The organism is Luteimonas sp. 100069 (assembly GCF_003813845.1).
In the GTDB taxonomy this organism is placed as follows: domain Bacteria; phylum Pseudomonadota; class Gammaproteobacteria; order Xanthomonadales; family Xanthomonadaceae; genus Luteimonas; species Luteimonas chenhongjianii.
In genome coordinates, this window is sequence record NZ_RPFN01000001.1 from 288,881 (window position 1) to 311,777 (window position 22,897).

The 22,897-nt window shown below is 67.9% G+C and carries 16 protein-coding genes; 7 read left to right on the forward strand and 9 right to left on the reverse strand.

Annotated elements, in window-relative coordinates; all coding sequences use genetic code 11:
* The first annotated feature begins 28 nt into the window (after nucleotides 1–28).
* The 3 genes from EGK76_RS01260 to EGK76_RS01270 all read left to right on the forward strand — a co-directional run bounded on the left by EGK76_RS01260 (nucleotide 29) and on the right by EGK76_RS01270 (nucleotide 2,159).
* Nucleotides 29–757, forward strand: coding sequence for a hydrolase (locus tag EGK76_RS01260; RefSeq protein WP_199730829.1), 729 nt, complete (start codon nucleotides 29–31; stop codon nucleotides 755–757).
* A gap of 200 nt (nucleotides 758–957) precedes the next feature.
* On the forward strand, nucleotides 958–1,269 hold the full coding sequence (locus tag EGK76_RS01265; RefSeq protein WP_123831309.1) for a GNAT family N-acetyltransferase: 312 nt from the start codon (nucleotides 958–960) through the stop codon (nucleotides 1,267–1,269).
* Nucleotides 1,266–2,159 carry a pirin family protein gene (locus EGK76_RS01270; protein WP_123831310.1) on the forward strand — a complete coding sequence of 298 codons (894 nt, stop codon included), beginning with the start codon at nucleotides 1,266–1,268 and terminating at the stop codon, nucleotides 2,157–2,159. The genes EGK76_RS01265 and EGK76_RS01270 overlap by 4 nt, the downstream gene beginning before the upstream one ends.
* Nucleotides 2,160–2,767: 608 nt before the next feature.
* Here EGK76_RS01270 and EGK76_RS01275 read toward each other — a convergent pair.
* Complete coding sequence (locus tag EGK76_RS01275) at nucleotides 2,768–3,451, reverse strand: glutathione S-transferase family protein (RefSeq protein ID WP_199730830.1); 684 nt, start codon at nucleotides 3,449–3,451, stop codon at nucleotides 2,768–2,770.
* Nucleotides 3,452–3,677: 226 nt separating this feature from the next.
* Nucleotides 3,678–4,616: an alpha/beta hydrolase gene (locus tag EGK76_RS01280; RefSeq protein WP_123831312.1), complete on the reverse strand. Its 939-nt coding sequence runs from the start codon at nucleotides 4,614–4,616 to the stop codon at nucleotides 3,678–3,680.
* A 142-nt stretch (nucleotides 4,617–4,758) separates the two neighbouring features.
* Between EGK76_RS01280 and EGK76_RS01285 the strand changes: the two genes are divergently transcribed.
* Nucleotides 4,759–5,349, forward strand: coding sequence for an ABATE domain-containing protein (locus EGK76_RS01285; RefSeq protein WP_123831314.1), 591 nt, complete (start codon nucleotides 4,759–4,761; stop codon nucleotides 5,347–5,349).
* A gap of 296 nt (nucleotides 5,350–5,645) precedes the next feature.
* Here the strand turns inward: EGK76_RS01285 and otsA are convergent, their stop codons facing one another.
* Genes otsA through otsB form a run of 3 tightly spaced genes read right to left on the reverse strand, consistent with a single transcriptional unit; the run spans nucleotide 5,646 to nucleotide 9,615 of the window.
* Entirely contained in the window at nucleotides 5,646–7,019 is a 1,374-nt protein-coding gene (otsA, locus tag EGK76_RS01290; protein WP_123831316.1) for an alpha,alpha-trehalose-phosphate synthase (UDP-forming), read from the reverse strand.
* Nucleotides 7,016–8,806 (reverse strand): glycoside hydrolase family 15 protein, encoded by a 1,791-nt coding sequence (locus tag EGK76_RS01295; protein ID WP_123831318.1) that lies wholly within the window; start codon nucleotides 8,804–8,806, stop codon nucleotides 7,016–7,018. The genes otsA and EGK76_RS01295 overlap by 4 nt, the downstream gene beginning before the upstream one ends.
* A complete protein-coding gene (gene otsB / locus EGK76_RS01300) occupies nucleotides 8,803–9,615 on the reverse strand; it encodes a trehalose-phosphatase (protein ID WP_096299828.1) in 813 nt (270 codons plus the stop codon). Before otsB ends, EGK76_RS01295 begins: the two co-directional genes overlap by 4 nt.
* Nucleotides 9,616–9,929: 314 nt before the next feature.
* On the opposite strand from otsB, the gene EGK76_RS01305 reads away from it, so the two are divergent.
* The gene (locus EGK76_RS01305) at nucleotides 9,930–12,719 is read left to right on the forward strand and encodes a PAS domain-containing protein (RefSeq protein WP_233580123.1); all 2,790 of its coding nucleotides are present in this window, start codon (nucleotides 9,930–9,932) and stop codon (nucleotides 12,717–12,719) included.
* Between the two features lie 47 nt (nucleotides 12,720–12,766).
* On the opposite strand, the gene EGK76_RS01310 is transcribed toward EGK76_RS01305, so the two are convergent.
* Nucleotides 12,767–13,483, reverse strand: a complete 717-nt coding sequence (locus EGK76_RS01310) for a glutathione S-transferase (protein WP_096299824.1) — start codon at nucleotides 13,481–13,483, stop codon at nucleotides 12,767–12,769.
* A gap of 177 nt (nucleotides 13,484–13,660) precedes the next feature.
* Between EGK76_RS01310 and clpB the strand changes: the two genes are divergently transcribed.
* Both clpB and EGK76_RS01320 read left to right on the forward strand, forming a co-directional pair.
* Complete coding sequence (clpB, locus tag EGK76_RS01315) at nucleotides 13,661–16,258, forward strand: ATP-dependent chaperone ClpB (protein ID WP_123831319.1); 2,598 nt, start codon at nucleotides 13,661–13,663, stop codon at nucleotides 16,256–16,258.
* Between the two features lie 131 nt (nucleotides 16,259–16,389).
* A complete protein-coding gene (locus EGK76_RS01320; RefSeq protein WP_123831321.1) occupies nucleotides 16,390–17,289 on the forward strand; it encodes a TIGR01777 family oxidoreductase in 900 nt (299 codons plus the stop codon).
* Between the two features lie 21 nt (nucleotides 17,290–17,310).
* Here EGK76_RS01320 and EGK76_RS01325 read toward each other — a convergent pair whose 3' ends face one another.
* The 3 genes from EGK76_RS01325 to EGK76_RS01335 form a co-directional block, all read right to left on the reverse strand.
* Nucleotides 17,311–18,069, reverse strand: coding sequence for an NAD-dependent protein deacylase (locus tag EGK76_RS01325; protein ID WP_123831322.1), 759 nt, complete (start codon nucleotides 18,067–18,069; stop codon nucleotides 17,311–17,313).
* A 2-nt stretch (nucleotides 18,070–18,071) separates the two neighbouring features.
* A complete protein-coding gene (gene ybaL, locus EGK76_RS01330; protein WP_096299816.1) occupies nucleotides 18,072–19,805 on the reverse strand; it encodes a YbaL family putative K(+) efflux transporter in 1,734 nt (577 codons plus the stop codon).
* A 372-nt stretch (nucleotides 19,806–20,177) separates the two neighbouring features.
* Nucleotides 20,178–22,577, reverse strand: a complete 2,400-nt coding sequence (locus EGK76_RS01335) for a TonB-dependent receptor (protein WP_123831324.1) — start codon at nucleotides 22,575–22,577, stop codon at nucleotides 20,178–20,180.
* Nucleotides 22,578–22,897: the final 320 nt, after the last annotated feature.

Here is a 22,897-nt window from a genome sequence, read left to right on the forward strand (position 1 = left end):
CTACCGTAGCGCATAGGGGAATGTCAGTGTGGTTCCAGGCAGGCCGTTTCTATTGCCGGCCGGCTTTGCAGACAAAACCTCCCTTACTCTCCAGGAATATCCAATGTCCCTTCGAAACGGGCTTTCGTCGCTGCTTCGCCCCGAGGATTCCGTCGTCGTACTGATCGACCATCAGCCTTACCAGATGGCGAACTTGAACAGCCACGATCCGCAGATCGCACTCAACAACGCCACCGGCCTTGCAAAGGCTGCCAAGGCTTTCAACGTCCCGGTCATCCTGACCAGCGTCGTCGCGGCCCGGGGTGGCGTGATCTTCCCCCAGATCACCGACGTCTTCCCGGGTCAGGAAGTGATCGATCGCACCCTCATCAATACGTGGGAAGACCCGAATGTGGTCGATGTGGTCAAGGCCACCGGTCGCAAGCAGCTGATCATTGCCGGGCTCTGGACGGAAGTGTGCGTGGCCATGCCGACCATCCAGGCACTCGGCGAGGGCTGGGACGTCACGGTCGTGACCGATGCATGCGGCGGCGTCTCGGTGGAGGCCCACCAGCTCGCCATCCAGCGGATGATCGGCGCCGGCGCCAACATGATCACCTGGTTGGCGTTGGCTGCCGAATGGCAGCGCGACTGGGCCCGCGGCGAGACGGCTGGCGCACTGACCGATGTGCTCATCCAGCACGCCGCCGGCAGCGGCATCGCGTATCTGTGGGAACAGCAGCTGCTCAACACGCCGGTTGCAACCACGGCAAGCTGACGCGGGCTTGCAGGCCCACTGTGCCTCGCGCGAGTGGGTCGCTTCGTGCACGCGATCGATCCGACACCAGGAAGACTGCCCAATGCCCAGCGCCATCATCGATGCACACGCGACGCGGCCAGTGCTCTCGCATGGCCCGTTAGCACCCGTCGCGCCTCCCGCCGGACCCGGTATTCCAGCCAGCCCCGAGGTGTCGTTCGATGCGCGGGGTTGAGGAGAATCTTGCCGAAGCACGTTTCGAACTTGGCGTGGATGGAAGTCAGGACGTGGCTGCGGCCTACTACCACCTGGAAGGGGATCGGGTTGTCCTCACCCACACGATCGTCCCCGAGGCCTTGTCGGGAAAGGGGATCGGCGCGCGCCTTGCGCGTGGCGTGTTTGACGAACTGCGCGCCAGCAATCGCAAGGCCATCCTCATCTGCCCGTTCATGACCGCGTTCTACGCACGCCATCCCGAATACGCAGACGTCGTTGTGTCCGCTCCAGGTTCCCGTACGGAGGAAAACCCGTGATTGAACTGGTGATCGATCAGGACCGGCACGATCTCGGGGGCGGATTCGAAATCGGCCGGCTGCTTCCATTCGCGAAGCGTCGGATGATCGGGCCCTTCGTGTTCTTCGACCACATGGGGCCGCTCGACCTGCCGGCGGGCATCGATCGCAGCCTGGACGTGCGGCCTCATCCGCACATCGGCCTGTCCACCATCAGCTATCTGTTCTCGGGTGAGCTGATGCATCGCGACAGCCTCGGGTACGCGCAGGCGGTTCGCCCAAGGGAGGTCAACTGGATGACCGCAGGCAGCGGGATCACGCACAGCGAACGGCTCGAGTGCGCGCGAGCGCATGGGGATCGCCTGCACGGCATCCAGGCCTGGGTCGCCCTGCCGGATGGACAGGAAGAGATCGCGCCGTCGTTCTCGCACCACACGGCCGACGATCTGCCGCAATGGGCGGACGCGGGCGTGACCGGCCGTCTGATCGCCGGCAGTGCCTACGGGCTCAGGGCCAAGGTCGACACACTCTCGCCGCTTTTCTACGCCCATCTGGACATGGCGCCGGGAGCTGCTGCCGAGATCCCGAACGGCCACAGGGAGCGAGCGGTCTACGTGGCAAGCGGCGCGGTGGAAATGGACGGCGTGCGCTACGAGGCCGGCAGGATGCTGGTGCTGGGCCGGGCGGCGTCGCGCGTTCGGGCCATCGACCAATCCACGGTGATGCTCCTCGGCGGCGAGCCGGTCGGTGAGCGCTTCGTCTACTGGAACTTCGTGTCCTCGTCCAAGGATCGTCTTGCCGAGGCGGCGGCGGACTGGAAGGCAGGCCGGATGTCGCTCCCGGTTGCCGACGACGCGGAATTCATTCCACTGCCCGAGGAATCCGCGCGGCCATCGCCGGCGCTGTCCTGAAGTGTTCCGGGTGGTGGCGGAAAAAGAAGATTTGCCTGGCCAAGGCGCGTCGGCGCTGCCCGGGCCCGTGCACGATCACCGCGTCGCGATGCGTGCGGTGATGCGTCGTGGTGGGTCGATGTCGACCGACGTCCGGTGGCGTCAGATCATTCGGTGATCGCAAGGTCGGATCCCATCTCCGCACGCACCTGACCGCCGTCCAATCACGAGCGGTGAAGTGCCGACGAGAGGTGCACTTGTCTGCGGAGATCCGATTAGAGCCGGTGTCGATCGGGTACCAGCGCCATGGACAAAGCCTGGCAAGCGGACCGTCGTCGCGCTAGCCCTCGCAATCCCGGAACTGTGTCGCGAAACTAGGAACGCCAGTTCGAGATCGAGCTCATTGGCACGTTGTAGCCGTCATGCCGCTGGCGTAGTACGCGCTTTTCACCTGGTGTTTCCGGGGCGGATGTAACCAAGGGAACCCGCGCGAACTGAAGGCGTCATCGGCCCGCAAATGAGGATGGCTTCATTGGCGGACGCGACGTTTCGCACAGCCGAACCGCGAAATCCCGGCTTCCAGCTTCCAGCTTCCGGCTTCAGTCGATCAGCCGCCCAGCGGGCGGCTTTCAGGCGTTCCGGATGCTGACGAACTCATGCGTGCTGTATTCGTTCTTCAGGCTGTCGAAGGCTTCGTTGACCGACTCCCAGTTGGGCAGCGCCTTCATGTGTTCCAGCCAACGCTGCACACGCGGATAGCTGGTGTACTCGCAGCCGATGACCTCGCCCAGAGTCACCACGCAGGCGCCGAAATAGTCGGCGATCGTCAGGCCCGATGCACAGAGATGGGGTTTGCCGTGGGCCAGCCAGTGGTCTTCAAGTCGGCGCAGCCAGACTTCGCTCTTGTCTTTGGCCCAGGCGAGAGTCGCAGCCTGGGCCTGCTCTGTCTGCCGTCGGTGGTACGGCACGACTTGCGGATAGACGAGGCCGTAGCCGAAATCCCGGTAGAAATTGCTGTTGAGCCAGTCCAGCATCTCGTTGACGCGGGCCCGTTCTTCCGGATCGCTGGGATAGGCCGGGGACCCCGACTTCTCGGCAAGATATCGGAGGATGCTGACGCTCTCGGTCAGCCGCAGATCACCGTCCTCCAGCATCGGGATCAGACGATTGGGGTTGATCGACACGAAAGGCTCCTGGTGCTGCGCGCCCGCCAGGATGTCGACCACTTCCTCTTCCATCGTCAGCTGGATTTCCGCGGCGAAGAGCCGCACCGGGCGGCTGGTGGTAGAGATCGGATGCATGTAGATCTTCAAGAGAGGTCTCCCGTATTGCGCTTGTCGTTGCACAGCGGTGCTGCAGTGATGGCGTTCCAATCGACGACTGGAACCGAATGTGGTTCCGCAAGGAGAAGCCTCGCGGAAGTTGCCGGGCCCCGCGGCGCGCGTCTTGCTGCGCTGTGCTGATCTTGCGATTCGATCGGCGTCTGGCTCCCGGTGCATGCAGCAGGAGACATCGCGTCGCGCATGTCGACTCGAGTGTCTAGCGCTCGATATTTCGATCGAGAAACTCGAGCATGGCTTCCGCGATCTCGCCACCGTGCGTCTCGATCGCGAAATGACCGGTATCGAGCAGACGGACTTCGGTGTTCGGGTTGTCGCGCCTGAAGGCCTCCGCGCCCGCCGGAATGAAGAAGGGGTCGTGTCGCCCCCAGATCGCCAGGGTCGGTGGCTGGTACTCGCGGAAGAAGGCGTGCAGCTGCGGGTACTGCTGCACGTTGCTGCCGTAATCGAGCAGTAGATCCATCTGCGGCTCATCGCCGATACGCTCGATCGCAGCCGACGCCAGCTGGTAGCTTTCAGGCGCGATCCGCGATGTGTCTTCGACACCCTCGGTGTACTGCCACTTGATCATTTCAGGTGTGTTGAAGCGGCGCAGCGCTTCCCGATTCCCGGCGGTCGGCGACGCCCAGGCCTTGCGCATGTCGGCCCAGCCCTCGCTGAGTCCTTCCTCATACGCGTTGCCGTTCTGGCTCACGATCGCCGTGATCTTCTCCGGGTGCGCGACTGCCAGACGCCAGGCGACCGGTGCGCCGTAGTCGAAAACGTAGAGGGCGTAGCGATCCAGACCCTTCTCGGCAACAAAGGCATCGACGACGGAGGCGAGGTTGTCGAAGGTGTATTCGAACGTGACGCCGGGGGCGACGGTGGTCTGCCCGAACCCGGGGAGGTCGGGGGCGATCACGCGATACCGCGTTGCCAGGACCGGGATCAGCTCCCGGAACATGTGCGAGGAAGCGCCGAATCCATGGAGCAGGAGCACGGCAGGCGCGTCCTGTGGGCCGGCTTCGCGATAGAAGACGTTGACGCCCTGGATGTCCGTCGACCGGTAGTGGACGGGCGGTGACCGATCGGCCGCGGAAGCGGGAAGTGCGCTGCCGGCGGCGATTACGCCGGCCAGAAGAAGATCCTTGGCGTGCATGACAACTCCTTTGGTAAGCACCGACTAACCGGTAAAAGCGCTTTTATGGGGTTCGTGTAGTGCACGCTATCCATCGGGTGATAACCTGTCAACATATATTTTGATGGTTACTTGATCTGCTCAGCAGAACTGGGAGGACGAAATGACTGAAACGCCTACGGTTGGCGGCCACTTGGCGCTGGATCTGCTCAACACCGAGTCGCGTGACGAGGGCCGGGTGGTCGACCACTGGGACTCGGACCAGGACGTCTACCGGTGGCTGGCCCAGCACGGGATTGCGCCGACGGACGGCGTCGACTCCGATGCGCCGCCGGGCCTGCTGACGCAGGGCCGGAATCTCAGGGCGCTCGTGAGGAGGCTGGTGGTGGCACGAAAAGCAGGCGAAAGTCCCGAGCTCGACGGGCTCAACGACTTCCTCCACGCCTACGTCACGTCACCCACGATCAGGCGAATGCCGGATGGGTCGTTCGCACTCGCCCGGATTTCGCGTGTCGACAGCGGCCCCGGTCTGCTTGGACCCGTTGCGGAAGCGGCTGCGCAGTTGCTGGTGGAAGGGGACTTCGCGCTGGTCCGACAGTGTGAGCACTCGGACTGCATCCTGTGGTTCTACGACCGCACCAAGTCGCACAAGCGGCGCTGGTGCAGCATGAGCGTATGCGGGAACCGGCAGAAGGCGGAAAGGTTCAGGAAACGGAGCGGCGGCCAGGGCGCGGGAGCCCGTGGGACCGGGTGATCGGCCGGGACTGCCCCGCGGCAGGTGCAGTGCGCTCATGGCGCATGCGCGCTGAGCGCAGCTGGGCATCCCCATGCAGTGCGCAGTGCGGAGTCGGCCGAAGGCCTGCCGCAGTGCGAGGCCACGATGTCTGGTTCGATTTAACGGGCGTCGACACGAGCCGAGGAATGTCTCGAACCCTCGCGCACAAGCGGCACTGTGCATCTGGTCCCGGCTGAAGCTCCCGGGCGGGCTGCCCTGCTGAAGCACACCGCCTGCCGAATCTCTCGAAGGAGATGCGGGGGCGAAGTCCCGGCTCAGCGCTGCGTTTCTCCCAGCGCCCGGAGGAAGTCCTTGCGCCAGGCATGGATGTCGTAGTCGCGCAGGCGGGTGATCATCGACTGCCAGCGCTCGCGTCGTTCTTCCAGGGGCATCTTCGCCGCGGCGGCGATCGCGTCGGCGACGCCGTCGCTGTCGAAGGGGTTCACCAGCAGGGCGCCGTCGAGTTCGCGCGCCGCGCCGGCGAAGATCGACAGCACCAGGGCGCCGGGGTCGGCTGGGTCCTGTGCAGCCACGTACTCCTTGGCCACCAGGTTCATGCCGTCGCGCAGGGGCGTGATCAGGCCGATGCGTGCCAGCCGGTAGAGCCCGGTCAAGGTGGCGTGCGGATAGGTGCGGTTGACGTAGCGCACCGGCGTCCAGTCGGGATGGGCATGCCCGCCGTTGATGTGGCCGGCGAACTGCTCGAGTTCGCGCCGCAGGGCGCGGTAACTCGCGACACCGCCGCGCGAGACCGGGGCGATCTGCAGATAGGTCAGGCTGCCATGCAGCTTGGTGTACTTCTCGAGGAAGCGCTCGAAGGCGCGGAAGCGCTCGGGCAGCCCCTTGGAGTAGTCGAGCCGGTCCACGCCCAGGGCGAGCATGCGTCCGTTGAGGCTGGAATGCACACGCCTGATCGCAGCGATGCGCCCCGAGCGGCTCGCCAGCGATTCCAGCGCCGCGGTGTCGATGCCGATCGGGAACGCGTCGGCGCGGACCTGGCGTCCGTCCTGCCCGCGCACCTCGCCACGGCCTTGCACCTCGCCACCGCCGAAGAGGCGCATGTAGTCCTGGAAGCGCTCGAGATCGCGCTCGGTCTGGAAGCCGACGAGGTCGTAGGCCACCAGCGCGCCGAAGGTCTGCTCGTGGTTGGGCAGGCCGGCGACGATGTCCGCCGACGGGAACGGCACGTGCAGGAAGAAGCCGATGCGCGCGCGCACGCCGCGCTTGCGCAGCTCCTGCGCGAGCGGCAGCAGGTGGTAATCGTGGACCCAGACGATGTCGTCGTCGCGCAGCCGCTTGGCGAGCTTCTCGGCGAACAGCGCGTTGACGCCGCGATAGGCCGCCTGCGTGCCGGCGTTGTAGTCCACCAGGTCGAGACGGAAGTGCAGCAGGGGCCACAGCGTGCGGTTGGAGAAGCCGTTGTAGTAGCCCTCGTAATCCTCGCGCGACAGGTCCACGGTGACGTAGTCGATGCCTTCGTGGTGCTCCTCGTGCACCTCGCCCGAGTGCGCGCGCGCCACCTTGCCGCTCCAGCCGAACCACAGGCCGCCGCTGTCGCGCAACGCGGCGTCGAGCGCCACGGCCAGGCCGCCGTTCTGGTTCGAGCCCGGCAACGCGACCCGGTTGGAAACGACGACGAGGCGGCTCACGCGGCGTCCTGCCAGGGCCGGGAGAGGCGCATCGCGGCCATGATGAGGCCCACGTGCGAATAGGTCTGCGGGAAGTTGCCCCAGGCCTCGCCGGTATCGAATGCCAGATCTTCCGACAGCAGTCCCAGATGGTTGCGGCGCGACAGCAGCGTCTCGAACAGCGCGCGTGCTTCGTCCGTGCGGCCGATCGAGGCCAGCGCGTCGATGTACCAGAATGTGCAGATGGTGAAGCTCGTCTCGGGCGCGCCGAAATCGTCGGGCGTGACATAGCGGAACAGGCCATCGCCATGGCGCAGCGTGCGCCCGATCGCCTCGACCGTCCCGACGAAGCGCGGATCTTCCGTCTTGATGAAACCGAGATCGGCCAGCAGCAGCAGCGAGGCATCGAGCCGGTCGCCGCCGAAGGCGTCGGCGAAGGTACCGAGCTCTGCGTTCCAGGATTCGGCCATGATCCGCTCGCGCATTGTCGTGGCGCGCTCCTGCCAGTGGTCTGCGCGTGCGTCGAGGCCGAGCTGGCTGGCGATGCGGGCAAGCCGGTCACACGCGGCCCAGCACATCACCGCCGAATAGGTGTGCACGTACGCCTTGCCGCGGAACTCCCACAGGCCGGCATCGGGCTGGTCGTAGAGTCTCCAGGCGAGCTCGCCCAGCGGCTCGAGCTTGGCGAACGTCGCAGCGTCGCCCGGGTGCTCCAGGCGGCGGTCGAAGAACAACTGCGCCGAGGCAAGGACCACACTTCCGTAGGTATCGTGCTGGCGCTGCACGTAGGCCAGGTTGCCGCGGCGCACCGGCCCCATGCCGCGGTATCCGGCCAGCGCGGGCATCGTCTCCTCGGTCAGTTCGTGCTCGAACGCGATGCCGTAGAGCGGCTGCATGTCGCCGTCGTCACTCACCGTGAGGTTGAAGATGTAGCGGATGTACTCCTCCATCGTGCGCGTCGCGCCCAGGCGGTTGAGCGCGCGCACGACGAAGGCCGCATCGCGCAGCCAGCAGTAGCGGTAGTCCCAGTTGCGCTCGGTATTGGCGGCCTCGGGAATCGAGGTCGTCATCGCCGCGATGATGCCGCCGCTGTCCTCGTACTGGCACAGCTTGAGGGTGATCGCGCTGCGGATCACCGCTTCCTGGAAATCGAGCGGGATGGACAGGTAGCGCACCCACTCGCGCCAGTAGGAAGTGGTGCGTTTCAGGGAGCCCTGCACGAACTCGGCCAGTGGCTGGGTCAGGGTCTCGTCGGGACCGAGCACGAAATGCAGGTCGCGGTCGACGACGAAGGGCAGGCCCTCGCGCAGCAGGCGGATGGGCACGTCGGTCGTCGCGCGCAGGGCGAAGTCGGGCAGTACGAAGCGGATGTGGTTGCTGCCCCAGGTGCTGTCGGGCACGCGTGCACCCCAGTCGGCGAGGGGGCGAAGGCGGATGCGGATACGCGGACTCCCCGACAGCAGGCGGATGCGGCGCATCAGCATCACCGGCCGGTAGAACCGGTCGAGCTGGCGCCAGCGCGGGGCGAAATCCGTGATCTCGATGGAAGCTCCGTGCCGGTCGTGGAGCACGGTGCGCAGGATCGCGGTGTTCTCGATGTAATGCTGTTCGCTGCGCTCGAAGCCGTCGAGTTCGATTGCCCAGTCGCCATGGCCCTGCTTGGGCGACAGCAGCGCGCAGAACGCCGGATCGCCGTCGAACGCCGGCAGGCAGGACCAGACCAGACGCGCCTGCGCATCGAACAGGGCGCCGAAGCTGCCATTGCCGACGAGGCCCAGATCCAGGCTGGGGGCGAGCGGTTGTGTCATCGCGGGGTCTCCGGGGGTCGGGGCGTCACGCCAAGCCATGCATGCACGGCGGCGGGATCTGAAAGGCGGAAGCGGGCGGCACTGCCGGGCCGGTCGCCGACGAGGATGCTGATGCCGCCATGCGAATTGACGGCCTGGAAACCGGGATCGTCGGTGAGGTCATCGCCGGCAAAGACCGGCACGCGGCCGGCGAACGGTGCCTCGGCGAGGAATTCGAGGATCGCGCTGCCCTTGTCGGCATGTCGCGGACGCAGTTCGATGACCCGATCGCCCGGCTGCAACTGATAGCCGGGCAGGCGGGCCAGTGCGTGCTCGGCGAAGGCGCGCAAGGCGGTTGCGGCTTCCGCGGCGCGGGGCGGCGCGACCATCCGCCAGTGCAGTCCGATTGCCGCGCCCTTGTCCTCGAGCAGCGCACCGGGGAAGGCGCCGATCACTGCGAGTCCGGCGTCGCGCACCTGCCGCAGCGCGGCCGGGATCTGGCTGGCCTGGACGATCTCGCCGGCGCGTCGCCGCTCGACACCGTGCAGGCCGGCCGCAGCGAAGGCCGCAGGGGCGAACAGCCGGTCGAGCGTTGCCAGGTTGCGTCCGCTGACCAGGGCCAGCGCGCCGCCCAAGGCGGTCTGCAGTGCGACGAGTCGGTCGACCAGAGCTGGCGGAACTTCGACCGCGTCCGGGCGTGGCGCGAACGGCAACAGGCAGCCGTCGACGTCGAGGAAAAGCGCGGCATCGGCGGGAAGCGGAGGTGGTGGCGACAGGACCGTCGCGCCAGTGGACGACGACGGCGGGCGGGATTCCTGGGATTGGCGCATCGCAGCATCATGGCGACGCACGCGGAAAACCCATGTGAATCCCTATTCACCGGAGCCGCCGCCCGTGTTGGTTGCGCCGGGGCCGGGCGGGGCATCCGCGAGGCCGGGAGGCACTGGATGCGCTTGCTGCGGGCCGCAGCCGGAACCCCCGGCTCCGTCTGGGCTCGACGCAAGTACCGCAACACGCGCGCCGCTGGGCCCCCGGCATCGATCCGGTCGACCAGCGTCGTCGCCGCTCGGCGGAGCCGATGACGCCCTGTCACGGGCGGTTTGGGAGAATGCCCGTCCCGGGTCGGCCCACTTGCGAGTACGCCTTGAATCCTTCGGACCCCGCGCACGGAGCTGGTGGGCGCGATGCCCGTCGCATCGAGATGGCGCTGGCTGCAGGCGCGATCGTCGGCACCTGGTTCTGGGATGTCGCCCGGGACCGGGTCACGGTGGATGACGCCCTGGCGCGGGCACTCGGCCTCGATCCGGAGATTGCCGATACGCAGGTGCCGCTGGAGCGGATTCTCACGACGGTGCATCCGGAGGATTTGCCCGGGGTATCCGACGCCATTGCCGAGGTTCTCGTCCGCGGCGGTCGCTTCGCGCACCAGTACCGTGCGCGAGGCTCCGACGCGCAGTACCGGTGGATCGAGGCGATCGGACGCGTCGACTTCGATGCGGGCCGCCGCCCGCGCGAGTTCTCCGGTGTGGTCATCGAAATCGAAACGCGTCGCCGGATCGAAGCCGAGCGCGATCAGGCCCAGTCCCTGTTGCGATCCTTCGTCGATGCCGCGCCCGGCGTGGTGTTCGCCAAGGATCGCCAGGGTCGTTTCCTGATCGGCAACCGCAGTACCGGCGAGCTGCTCGGCTGCCCGCTCGAGGCCTACGTGGGGCGCACCGACGCGGAGCTGCTCCGCGACCCCGAGCAGGCGGCCGCGATCATGGCCACCGACGAGCGGATCATGGCGAGCGGTCAGCCCGAGCAGCTCGAGGAGCACGTGAGTTACCCCGATGGCCGGCGCGCCTGGTGGCTCTCGACCAAGGCGCCGCTGCGTGACGCGGCGGGCAGAGTCGTCGGTCTGGTCGGCACCTCGCTCGACATTACCCGCCGCCGGGCCGCCGAACGGCGCCATCGCGAGATCGAGGAGCGCTACCGGCTCGCCGCCCGCGCGACCAACGATGCGATCTGGGACTGGCGCATCGCCGACGGGGAAGTGGTCTGGAACGAGGCGCTGGCCTCGCTGTTCGGTCATGCCATGGCCCGGACCGATGCGCGCTGGTGGCTCGATCACATCCACCCCGATGACCGCCCCCGCGTCGATGCACGCATCCATGCGGTGATCGCGGGCACCGAGTCGGTGTGGTCGGGCGAATACCGTTTCCGCAGGGCCGATGGCAGCTTCGCCGCCGTCCTCGACCGCGGGACGGTGCTGCGCGACGAGGCCGGCAGCCCCGTGCGCATGATCGGGGCGATGCTGGACCTGTCTGCGCGCAAGGCGGCCGAGGCGGCGCTGGCCCAGAGCGAGGAACGCCTGCGACTGGCCACCGAGGCCGGCGACATCAGCTTCTGGGACGTCGACATGGTGACTGGCGCGCTGATATGGCCGCCGCGCACCAAGGCGATGTTCGGCATCGCCCCGGACGTCGAGGTCTCGATGCGCGATTTCTACGACAGCCTGCATCCCGACGATCGCGCGCCGACCCGCGCCGCGTTCGAAGCGGCGGGCGACCCCGACAGGCGCGCGCTCTACGATGTGGAATACCGCGTGGTCCTCAAGGAGGACGGGGCGCTGCGCTGGGTGGCCGCCAAGGGGCGTGCGGTGTTCGAGGACCAGCGCTGCGTGCGCGTGCTCGGCGTCGTGGTCGACATCACTGCGCGCAAGCAGGCCGATGCACGTCTGCAGGAACTCAACGAAGAACTCGAAAGCCGGGTGATCGCCGAAGTGGCCGAGCGCACGCGCGTGGAAGAGGCCCTTCGGCAGAGCCAGAAGATGGAGGCGGTGGGCCAGCTGACCGGCGGGATCGCGCACGACTTCAACAACATGCTCGCCACCGTGATCGGTCCGCTGGACCTGCTGGCCTCGCGCTTGGGCGACATGGATCCACGCGCGAAGCGCTACCTCGACATGGCGATCGACGGCGCGAGCCGGGCGGCGCAGCTCACCCAGCGCCTGCTCGCATTCTCGCGTCAGCAGCCGCTGCAACCGGTACCCGTCGACGCGAACAAGCTGGTCGAGGGCATGCGGGCGCTGCTCGCACATTCGCTGGGCGGCAACGTGCGCCTGAAAACCGCGCTGGTTGACGGTGTGTGGTGCGCCCACGTCGATGGCAACCAGCTCGAGAACGTCATCCTCAATCTGGCCGTCAATGCACGTGACGCGATGCCCGCTGGCGGCCAGCTGACGATCGGGACGGCCAATTGCGACATGGCGACCGCGGCCGGCGACCATCCGGGCGTACCGGACGGACAGTACGTGCTGATCACGGTGTCGGACACCGGCTGCGGCATGCCGCCGGAGGTAATGGCCAGGGCCTTCGATCCGTTCTACACGACCAAGACGGTGGGCAAGGGCACGGGCCTGGGGCTGTCGCAGGTCTACGGCTTCGTCCAGCAGTCCAGCGGGCATGTAAGGCTGGCCTCGGCGCCGGGAGCGGGCACGGTCGTGCGGATCTACCTGCCGCGCCTGGTCGAGCGCCCGGAGGAAGCGGCGCCCTTGCCCGGCCAGGCTGCCCCGCTGCCGGCGCGGGGTCAGCAGCAGTTGATCCTTGTCGTCGACGACGAGGCGGGCGTGCGGCAGTTTTCCGCCGACGCGCTCACTGAACTGGGTTATCGCGTGCTGTCGGCGGACGGCGCGTCGCAGGCGCTGCAGGTGCTCGACGCGCATCCCGACATCGCGCTGCTCTTCACCGATGTGGTGATGCCGGAGGTCAATGGCCGTCAGCTCGCGGACGAGGCCCTCCGGCGGCGCCCGGCGCTGAAGGTCGTGTTCGCGACCGGCAACAGCCGCAATACCCTGGTCGACGATGGCGTACTGGGTCCCGATGTCCAGCTGATCGGCAAGCCCTTCACCATGCGCGAACTGGCGACGCGGATCGGGGCGGTGTTCGCCGACTGAAGGCCGCTGCCACGACCGCCGGGTCCGGCAGGTCCGGGCGCGGGCGGCTACGCGCCCGTGCCGCCATCGAGCTCGGGGTAGTGACGGAAGATGCCGCTGTTGTTGAACGGCACGCGCCTGTCCGAGGCGAGGTAGGCCGCGATGTTCGGCCTGTCTGCGACGCGCGTGGCGAGCTCTTCGAGCAGCGGCAGTCCCGGCGACAGCGTGGCCATCGCTTCGGGATAGGCGTACCGGAGTCCGCGCATGAGCTGGAACAGCGACAGGTCCACGTAGGAATGACGGCCGAGCACATGGCGGCCCCCGGCCCGCGCCAGCACCTGCTCGAAATAGCCGAGGAACTTCGGAAGGCGGTGCCGGCGCAGGTCCGCCGCGCGTCGCGCCGCGGCGTCCTGCTGGTCCTCGTAATACTCGGCGCTCGCGATCGGGTGATGGCTGTCGTGCACCTCGGTCACGAGGTCGGCGATGGTCAGCTGCAGTTGCAGCGCCTCCAGGCGCGCCGGCTCGGTGTCCGCGACCAGGCCCAGCCGGGGGCCAAGAAAATGCAGGATGTTGGCGACCTGGGCGACCACCTGGTCCCCGGCCTTCAGGAAGGGAGGCGCGAAGGGGCGGGCGCCGTCGGCCCGCCCTTCGAGAAAGGGCTGCATCACCGCGTCGCCGTCCCGGCGGGCGACATCGACGTAATCCGCGCCGGCGTCCTCCAGCGCCAGCCGCACGAACTCGCCGCGCCCCTGCAGGCCGGTCCAGTAATAGAGGAGATATTGCATCGCCGCGCTCCATCGGGGGGTCGGACCACCCTAGGTCCGACACCGCCGACGGAGGGTGAGCGGGGCGGCAAGGGGATAGGCGATCCGTCTGCGGGATGCTTGCAACAGGCCGCTTCGGCCGCATATGGCACGTATTAGCAGCGCGCGACGACCCCTTCATTCTTCGAGGATTTTCCGATGCGGATGGACAAGCTGACCTCGCGTTTCCAGCAGGCCCTGAGCGACGCCCAGTCGCTGGCGGTGGGGCGCGACCACAACTTCATCGAGCCGCCACACCTGCTGCTCGCACTTCTCGACCAGCAGGGCGGCGGTACCCGCCCCTTGCTGAGCCAGGCCGGCGTCAACGTGCCGGTGCTGCGCGAACGCCTCACCGAGGCGCTCGACCGCATGCCCAAGGTCACCGGCCAGGCCGGCCAGCTTTCGGTCGGCAATGATCTGGCGCGCCTGCTCAACGTCAGCGACAAGCTGGCGCAGGAGCGGGGCGACGCATTCATCGCGTCCGAACTGTTCGTGCTGGCCGCGCTCGACGACAGCGGCGACGCGGGCCGCGCGCTCAAGGCCGCCGGCGCAGACAAGGCCAGGCTCGAGGCGGCGATCGCCAAGGTCCGTGGCGGCGAGAGCGTGCAGGACGAGAACGCCGAGGAATCGCGCCAGGCGCTGGAGAAGTACACGATCGACCTGACCGCGCGCGCCGAGAGCGGCAAGCTCGACCCGGTGATCGGGCGTGACGAGGAGATCCGCCGCACGATCCAGGTGCTCCAGCGCAGGACCAAGAACAACCCGGTGCTGATCGGTGAACCCGGCGTCGGCAAGACCGCGATCGTCGAAGGCCTGGCCCAGCGCATCGTCAACAACGAGGTCCCTGAGGGCCTGCGCGGCAAGCGCGTGCTCTCGCTCGACATGGGCGCGCTGATCGCCGGCGCCAAGTACCGCGGCGAGTTCGAGGAGCGGCTCAAGGGCGTGCTCAGCGACCTGGCCAAGCAGGAAGGGCAGGTCATCCTGTTCATCGACGAGCTGCACACGATGGTCGGCGCCGGCAAGGCCGAAGGCTCCATGGACGCGGGCAACATGCTCAAGCCCGCCCTGGCGCGCGGCGAGCTGCACTGCGTCGGCGCGACCACGCTCGACGAATATCGCAAGTACGTGGAGAAGGACGCGGCGCTGGAGCGTCGGTTCCAGAAGGTATTCGTCGGCGAGCCCAGCGTCGAGGACACCATCGCGATCCTGCGTGGACTGAAGGAGCGCTACGCCGTGCACCACGGCGTGGAGATCACCGACCCCGCGATCGTGGCCGCCGCGACGCTGTCGAACCGTTACATCGCCGACCGCCAGCTGCCCGACAAGGCCATCGACCTGATGGACGAGGCGGCCAGCCGTATCCGCATGGAGATCGACTCCAAGCCCGAGGAACTCGATCGCAAGGAGCGCCGCCTGATCCAGCTCAAGATCCAGCGCGAAGCGCTGAAGAAGGAGAAGGACGCCGAATCGAAGCAGCGGCTCGCCGATCTCGAAGAGGAAATCGCGACGCTCGAGCGGGAATACAACGATCTCGAGGAAGTCTGGAAGGCCGAGAAGGCCAGCGTGCAGGGCGCGACCAAGATCAAGGAGCAGATCGAGGCGGCCAAGCTCGAACTCGAGGCCGCGCAGCGCACCCAGGATTACGCACGCATGAGCGAGATCCAGTACGGCCGGCTGCCGGAACTCGAAAAGCAGCTGCAGGCCGCGCAGGAAGTCGAGACCCAGGGGTTCACCCTGCTGCAGGACAAGGTGACCGCCGAGGAGATCGCCCAGGTGGTGGCGCGCTGGACCGGCATTCCGGTCAGCAAGATGCTCGAGGGCGAGCGCGAGAAGCTGCTGGCGATGGAGGCGCAGCTGCATACGCGCGTGATCGGCCAGGACGAGGCGATCAAGGTCGTGTCCGATTCGGTGCGACGCTCCCGCGCCGGGCTCAGTGACCCCAACCGGCCGACCGGTTCGTTCCTGTTTCTCGGGCCGACCGGCGTCGGCAAGACCGAGCTGTGCAAGGCGCTGGCCGAATTCCTGTTCGACAGCCAGGACGCGATGGTGCGCATCGACATGAGCGAGTTCATGGAGAAGCACTCGGTTGCGCGCCTGATCGGTGCGCCTCCCGGTTACGTCGGCTACGAAGAAGGCGGCTATCTGACCGAGGCGGTGCGACGCCGGCCCTACAGCGTGATCCTGCTCGACGAGGTCGAGAAGGCGCATCCGGACGTGTTCAACATCCTGCTGCAGGTGCTCGACGATGGCCGTCTGACCGATGGCCAGGGCCGCACGGTGGACTTCCGCAACGTGGTCATCGTCATGACGTCCAACCTCGGCTCGCACCAGATCCAGGAGATGAGCGAACGCGGTACCGCCGCCGACAGCGCCGAGGGCTACACCCAGATGAAGGCCGCGGTGATGGCGGTGGTGCAGGCGCATTTCCGTCCGGAGTTCATCAATCGCCTCGACGACATCGTCGTGTTCCATCCGCTGGAGAAGTCGCAGATCCGCGAGATCGCGAAGATCCAGATGCGCGGGCTGGAGAAGCGCCTGGCCGAGCGCGGTCTGCGCATCGAGGTGTCCGACCGTGCCTTCGATCTGCTCGGCAGCGCGGGCTTCGATCCGGTCTACGGCGCGCGCCCGCTCAAGCGTGCGATCCAGCAGCAGGTGGAGAACCCCCTGGCCGAGCGCATCCTCTCCGGCGCGTTCGTCAGTGGCGACACCATCCGCGTGGACGCGGCGGGCAACGAACTCGGTTTCGCCAAGGCCTGAAGCCGGCAGAGCGGCGATCTCCGGATCGCCGCTCCTCCGAGGCCGACCGACGGAATCCCCGATCGGTCCGGCCTGCGTGACGGGCACGTGCCCGGTCATCTGCAACGATGCGCGCTGGCTTCGGAGGCTTCATGCGCATCCTCATCACCGGCGGCAGCGGTTTCCTCGGCAGTGCGCTGACCAGGCAGCTCCAGCGCGACGGCGCCCACGTCACGTGGTTGTCGCGGCGCGCGTCCACCCCGGGTCCGGAGGGCGTGGACGTGCGCGACTACAGCGGCCTGTGGGCGGACGACCGCTTCGACGCGGTCGTCAACCTTGCCGGCGCCGGCATCGCCGATCGGCGCTGGAGCCCTGCGCGCAAGCAGGTACTGCGCGACAGCCGGCTGATGCCCACGCACGTGGTCACCGAGTGGATCCGCGCTGCGCATTCTCCGCCACGGGTGCTGCTCAGCGGATCGGCAATCGGCTGGTATGGCGCCCAGGGCGACGCGACGCTGGACGAGCAGAGCCCCGCCTGCGACGGGTTCCAGCATCGGCTGTGCGAGGAGTGGGAGGCCGCCGCGCGCGTGGTGGAGGCGCGCGTGCCGGTCGTATACCTGCGCACCGGCGTGGTACTGCATCCCGCCGGCGGCATGCTGCAGCGCCTGCGTCTGCCGTTCGGGCTCGGTCTTGGCGCCGGTCTGGGCGACGGCCGCCAGTTCCTGAGTTGGATCTCGCGGGAGGACTGGGTGTGCGCCGTCATCGCGCTGCTGCGCGCCCACGTCGATGGGGATGCGCAGGCCCCGGTCGGGCCCTTCAACCTCACCGCGCCCGAGCCCGTGGACAACGCGGGCTTCACCCGCGCCATGGCCGATGCGCTCCGCCGACGCGCAGTGCTCGCGATACCCGCGCCGGCGCTCCGGGCCGGGCTGGGCGAGATGTCCACATTGCTCATCGATGGCCAGCGCGTGCTGCCCGCTCGACTGCAGCAGCGCGGTCACGTCTTCGCCTCGCCCGAGCTCGCGCCCTATCTGGCTTCGGTCCTGCGCTGAGGTTCGGCATCCGACGCCGGCTCAGTCGAAGCGCAAGGCGCCTGCCACGTCCCACGCACCTGCCGCCAGGCGCGCCCGAAGCTGCGCCATCCCGGCCGTCGCGGTGAGCGCCCAGTGCGCGGTGGCGCGTGGCGACAGCGGCGTCGGCTGTGGATTGATTTCCAGCACCGGCGTGCCGAGGCGCAGGGCGCGGTCGGGCAGGCCGGCGGCCGGCCACACCAGCGACGAGGTGCCCACGACGACCAGCAGGTCGCAGGTCTCGATCGCCCGGCTCGCCGCCTCCCAGGCGTCGACGGGCAGGGCTTCGCCGAACCACACCACGTCGGGCCGGAACGCCGCGCCGCAGCGATCGCAGGGAGGCGGCGTTTCACGCTGGCCGCCGGCGGGCGAGGCAGGCGCCAGGAGGATCGGATCGGGTGTCGCCCGAGCGCCGCAATCGATGCAACGCGATGCCAGCAGGCGGCCGTGCAGATGCAGTACGTCGCGCGCGCCGCCGCGTTCGTGCAGGTCGTCGACGTTCTGCGTGACCACGGTGAGCGCATGGCCGTCGTCGGCAAGCGCCGCGACATCGGCGTGCGCGGCGTTGGGCGCCGCGGCGGCCACCATCGCTGCGCGCCAGCGGTACCAGCCCCAGACCAGGGCGGGATCGGCGCGAAAGGCATCCTCGGTTGCGAGGCGCTCGGGGTCGAAGCGGGCCCACAGGCCGGTCAGTGCGTCGCGGAAGGTCGGGACGCCGCTTGCGGCCGAGATGCCGGCGCCGCTGAGCACGACGATGCGCATCTTCACAGTGGCGCGGGCGACTCGGCGATCGGGATCGAGCCCGGGCGCACAGGCCGGAACGGAGGCGTCGACATCACCATCTCCGCCAGCGAGTAGGCCAGTTCGCGCTCGGCCAGCACCGCGCCGTCGGCGCCATGCTGGAGCAGATGCCTGACTTCGCCATCGCTGTGCGCGCGGGCGAGCACGGTGAGCGCGGGATTGACCGCCTTCATGCGTTCGATCGCCTCGCCGGCCTCGAGTGCCTGCGGAATCGCGAAGATCGCCAGCGCCGCGCGGTCGGGCGCGGCGTCGAGCATGACCGGCTCGGATGCGACATTTCCGCGCACGACCAGAAAGCCGCGCTCGCGCGCGCGCCGCACCAGTTCGTTGTCGTCCTCCACGATGACCAGCGGCACGTCGCGCTGCCGCAGCAGCTCGGCCAGCTGGCGGCCGACGCGGCCATAGCCGACCAGGATCGCGTGACCGCTCAGCTCGGGCGGAATCGCATGCTCGGGCGGCAGGGGTTCCGCATGCTCGGCGGCAGCCGCACGCGCGGCCAGTTCCTGCTTTGCCTGCCAGCGGTCGAGCCCGGCGAACAGCAGCGGGTTGACCACGATCGACAGCAGCGCGCCCGCCAGCACCAGATCGCGGCCGGTTTCGGGCAGCAGGCCGAGGACGACGCCGAGGCCGACCAGGATGAAGGAGAACTCGCCGATCTGCGCCAGGCTGGTGGAGATGGTCAGCGCGGTCGAGCGCGGATGCCGGAACAGCCGCACGATCCAGTAGGCGGCGATCGACTTGCCGACCACGATGATCAGGAACGTCGCGAGGACCTGCCAGGGGTGCTCGACCAGGATCGACGGGTTGAACAGCATGCCGACCGAGACGAAGAACAGCACCGCGAACGCATCACGCAGGGGCAGGGAATCGTTGGCCGCCTCATGGCTGAATTCCGATTCGTTGAGCACCATGCCGGCGAAGAACGCGCCCAGCGCGAACGACACGCCGAACAGCGCCGACGCGCCGAACGCCACGCCCAGCGCGATCGCCAGCACCGACAGGGTGAACAGCTCGCGCTGGCCGGTGCCGGCGATGCGCTCGAGGATCCATGGGATCACCCGCCGCCCGACCAGCAACATCACCGCGACGAAGGCGCTGACCTTGACCAGGGTCCACAGGATCGTCAGCACGATCGTGCCGAAGCCGGGCGGGGTACCGCCACCCCGGCTCATGGTGATTTCCGCCAGTACCGGCAGCAGTACCAGCGCCAGCACCATCACCAGGTCCTCGACGATCAGCCAGCCCACCGCGATCTTGCCGCGTCGCGTATCGAGCAGCCGGCGCTCTTCCATTGCACGCAGCAGCACCACGGTACTGGCGACCGACAGCGCCAGGCCGAACACGAAACCGCTGACCATCGACCAGCCCATCAGCCAGGCGAGCAACCAGCCCAGCACGGTGGCGACCGTGATCTGCGCGACCGCGCCCGGAATCGCGATGGACTTCACGTCCATCAGGTCCTTGAGCGAGAAGTGCAGGCCGACGCCGAACATCAGCAGCATCACGCCGATCTCGGCGAGCTGGTTGGCGAGGTCCTGGTCGGCGACGAAGCCGGGCGTGAACGGTCCGACGATGATGCCCGCGACCAGATAGCCGACCAGCGGCGAGAGCCGCAGGCGGTTGGCGAGTGCGCCGAAGATGAAGGCGACGCCCAGTCCGACGGCGACGATGTTGATCAGGTCGGTGTTGTGCGGCATCGGGGGGCTGTCGCAGGTGGGTCTTGCAGTGTCGCCGACGCATCCCGACAGGAGCAAGGCGGGATTCTCCTGCAATTGCAGTTCCGCGCTCCGAAGGGCAGGAGCTGACGCTGGAACATCCGCGTCCAGCCGGCAGCGTCGTGCCGGCTCAAGGCGAGTGGGGGTTCGCGATCGCAGGGGAGCATATGCAGCGGTGTGGACTCCGCTGCGGCCGTGCGAGAGCGCGTGCAGCCAGGGTGGTGCGGCGCCATGGCACCTGGGTCCGCATCTGCAGGAACGCCTCGCATCTCGCGGGCCATGTCCCCGGGCCGGCACGTCCGCGACGGCGAGGCCCCGGCGAGCGGGGCCTCGAAGCCGAGGCGGGGCCGATGGCTACCAGCGGTAGACGACCTTGCCGTAGGCGAACGCGCCGCTGAAGCCGAACGGCGAGAGGTTGCTGTAGGGGAACTGGCCGTTGGTCGAGTTGCCGAAGATGTTCTCGTCCGGATATTCGTTGAGCACGTTGTCGGCTCCCAGCGTCAGCGCCCAGTTCTCGCCCGGTTTGAACGTCGCCGACACGTCGACCAGCCACTTCGCGCCGTATTCCTGGTCCAGCGCCGCGTTGTTGGGTGTGGTGCGCACGCTGCCGTAGCGCGTGGTCGCGAGCAGGAACGCCCAGTCGCCGGTATTCCAGGTTCCCGAGAGCAGCAGCTTGCTGCGCGGGAAGCCCTCCTCGATCCGGCCGATCTCGACCCGGTCGATGCGCTCGAGGTTCAGGCCGATCGCGTCCAGCGCAGCCGGGTTCGCGGCGATGCGGGTGATCTCGGTCTTGGTGTGGTTGTAGCCCGCGGTCAGATCCACATTGCTTGCCGCGAGATCCCAGCGATAGGTGCCGATGACATCGACGCCGCGGGTGCGGGTGTCGATGGCATTGGTGAAGTAGCGGCCGCCGGTGATGCCGAAGATGCCGCGCGATTCGAGCAGCCGGCGCACGGCGTCGCCGGTCAGGTTCGACGACAGGGCGATGCGGTCGTCGACGTCGATCTGGTAGGCATCGACGGTGACATACAGGTTGTCGACCGGCTGCAGCACCAGGCCCAGGCTGTAGGACAGCGATTCCTCGGCCGTCAGCGGCTCGGCGCCGAATGCCTGGGCGACCGCGCTGCTGGCCGGGAAGGTGCGGATCTCGAACGGCGTATTGATGCCCGGCAGGAAGGTCGTGCTGACGGTCTGGAAATACTGCTGGGCCAGCGACGGTGCACGGAAGCCGCTCGCCACCGTGGCGCGCAGCGCAACGCCGTCATTGAAGGCATAGCGCGCCGACAGCTTGCCCGAGACCTGGCTGCCGAAATCGTCGTAGTCCTCGTAGCGCGCCGCGATACCTGCGGAGAACTGCTCGCTCAGGTCGGCTTCCAGGCTCGCATAGACCGCGCGGCTGTCGCGGTCGTAGGCGCCGGAAACCTCGGGGGCGAAACCGCCGAAGCCCTGCGCCCCTGCGCCGGCACCGGCCACGCCGAGGCCCGCATTGGCGTAGGAGCCGTACTCGCCGGGCGACTGGTTCCACTTCTCGTTGCGGGCCTCGATGCCGAACGACAGTGTCGCCGGATACGCCAGGCCCAGTTCGAGCGGGCGGCTGATGTCGAGGTTGACGATGTTCTGCGTGGTCTCCAGCGCACCGTCGTAGAACGACGTCGGCGAGGTCGGGCCGAGGCTCGCATTGAGCGTATTGCGGGTATGGAAATCGAGCCGGTTGTAGCCGTAGTTGTAGCTCAGATCCCAGTTCCAGTCGCCGGCATGCCCCTTGACGCCGGCCACCAGCGAGCGGTCCTTGGAGATGTTGTGGATCTCCGGCAGGAAGCCGTCGGGATAGATGCCGAGGATGTTCTGCGCGGTGCTCCCCGGGGCGCGGAAGAACGCGAACGAGGTGATGTCGCGATTGCTCGCGGTGCCGAAGCCGTAGGCGCTGATGGCGTCGGTCAGCGTGATGTCGGTGTTGAAAGCGACGGCGCCGAAGTCGACCTCCGGCTCGCCGATCACGAACGCCTTCTGGCCGAGCGCGGGCTGCGTGGGACCGGGCGTGCCGGCGAACGGCCGTGCGCGATTGGTCTCTTCCTGTTGGCCGAGCTGCGCCGACAGGTGCAGGAAGCCGCGTTCGCCGAGCGCCAGGCCGGTGTCGCCGGCGATCTGGGTCTGCTTGCCGTCGCCGGCCGAGTACTGTCCCGCGGTCACCGCGAGGCTCCCGCCTTCGGATGACCCCTTGAGCACCACATTGACCACGCCGGCGATCGCATCGGAGCCGTACTGCGCCGAGGCGCCGTCTCGCAGCACTTCGACGCGTTCGATCGCCGAGATCGGGATGGTGTTGAGATCGACCGGCGCCGAACCGCGGCCGATCGTGCCGTTGAGGTTGAGCAGCGACGAGGTATGCCGGCGCTTGCCGTTGACGAGTACCAGCACCTGGTCGGGCGACAGGCCACGCAACTGTGCCGGCCGGATCGCCGAGGTGCCGTCGGTCAGCGCCGGACGCGGGAAGTTCAGCGAAGGCAGGGCGCGCGCCAGCGCCGTCGCCAGTTCGGGGGTGCCGGTGGCGGTCAATGCCTCGGAGGTGATGATGTCGATCGGCGATTGCGATTCGGCCACGGTGCGGTCGGCCACGCGGGTGCCGGTGACGATGAGGGTATCCAGCGTGGAGGTACGCGCCGCGGTGGCGGCCGGTGCCTGCTGGGCGAGCGCAATGCTCGGCAACAGCAAGGCGGTGGCGACGGCGAGGGTCAGACGATGGGGCTGCAGCATCGAGAGTGGCCTGTCGTTGGGAGCGGGGAAGGATTGGAGCGGTTTGTCCTGAAATCGTCAATGTTCTTAAAAATGCAAAACAATCGTTCTCTTTATGGAACGCTCATGAGGCGTGCCCGCTGCGCCTGCAGCGCAGTCGCGTGTTGCCAGCCAGCGCGTACGTTCGGCACCGCATACGTCCATGAAGGGGGGGCGGGCGGGCGCCGAGCGAGGCTGCGCCACGATGTGCGGGAGCGCCCCACCACCGAGGGCAGGGCGGACGCTGCGCGCAGCACGCCGTCGGCAGAGGGGAGCGGCGAGCGGTGCGAGGGGTCCAGCGG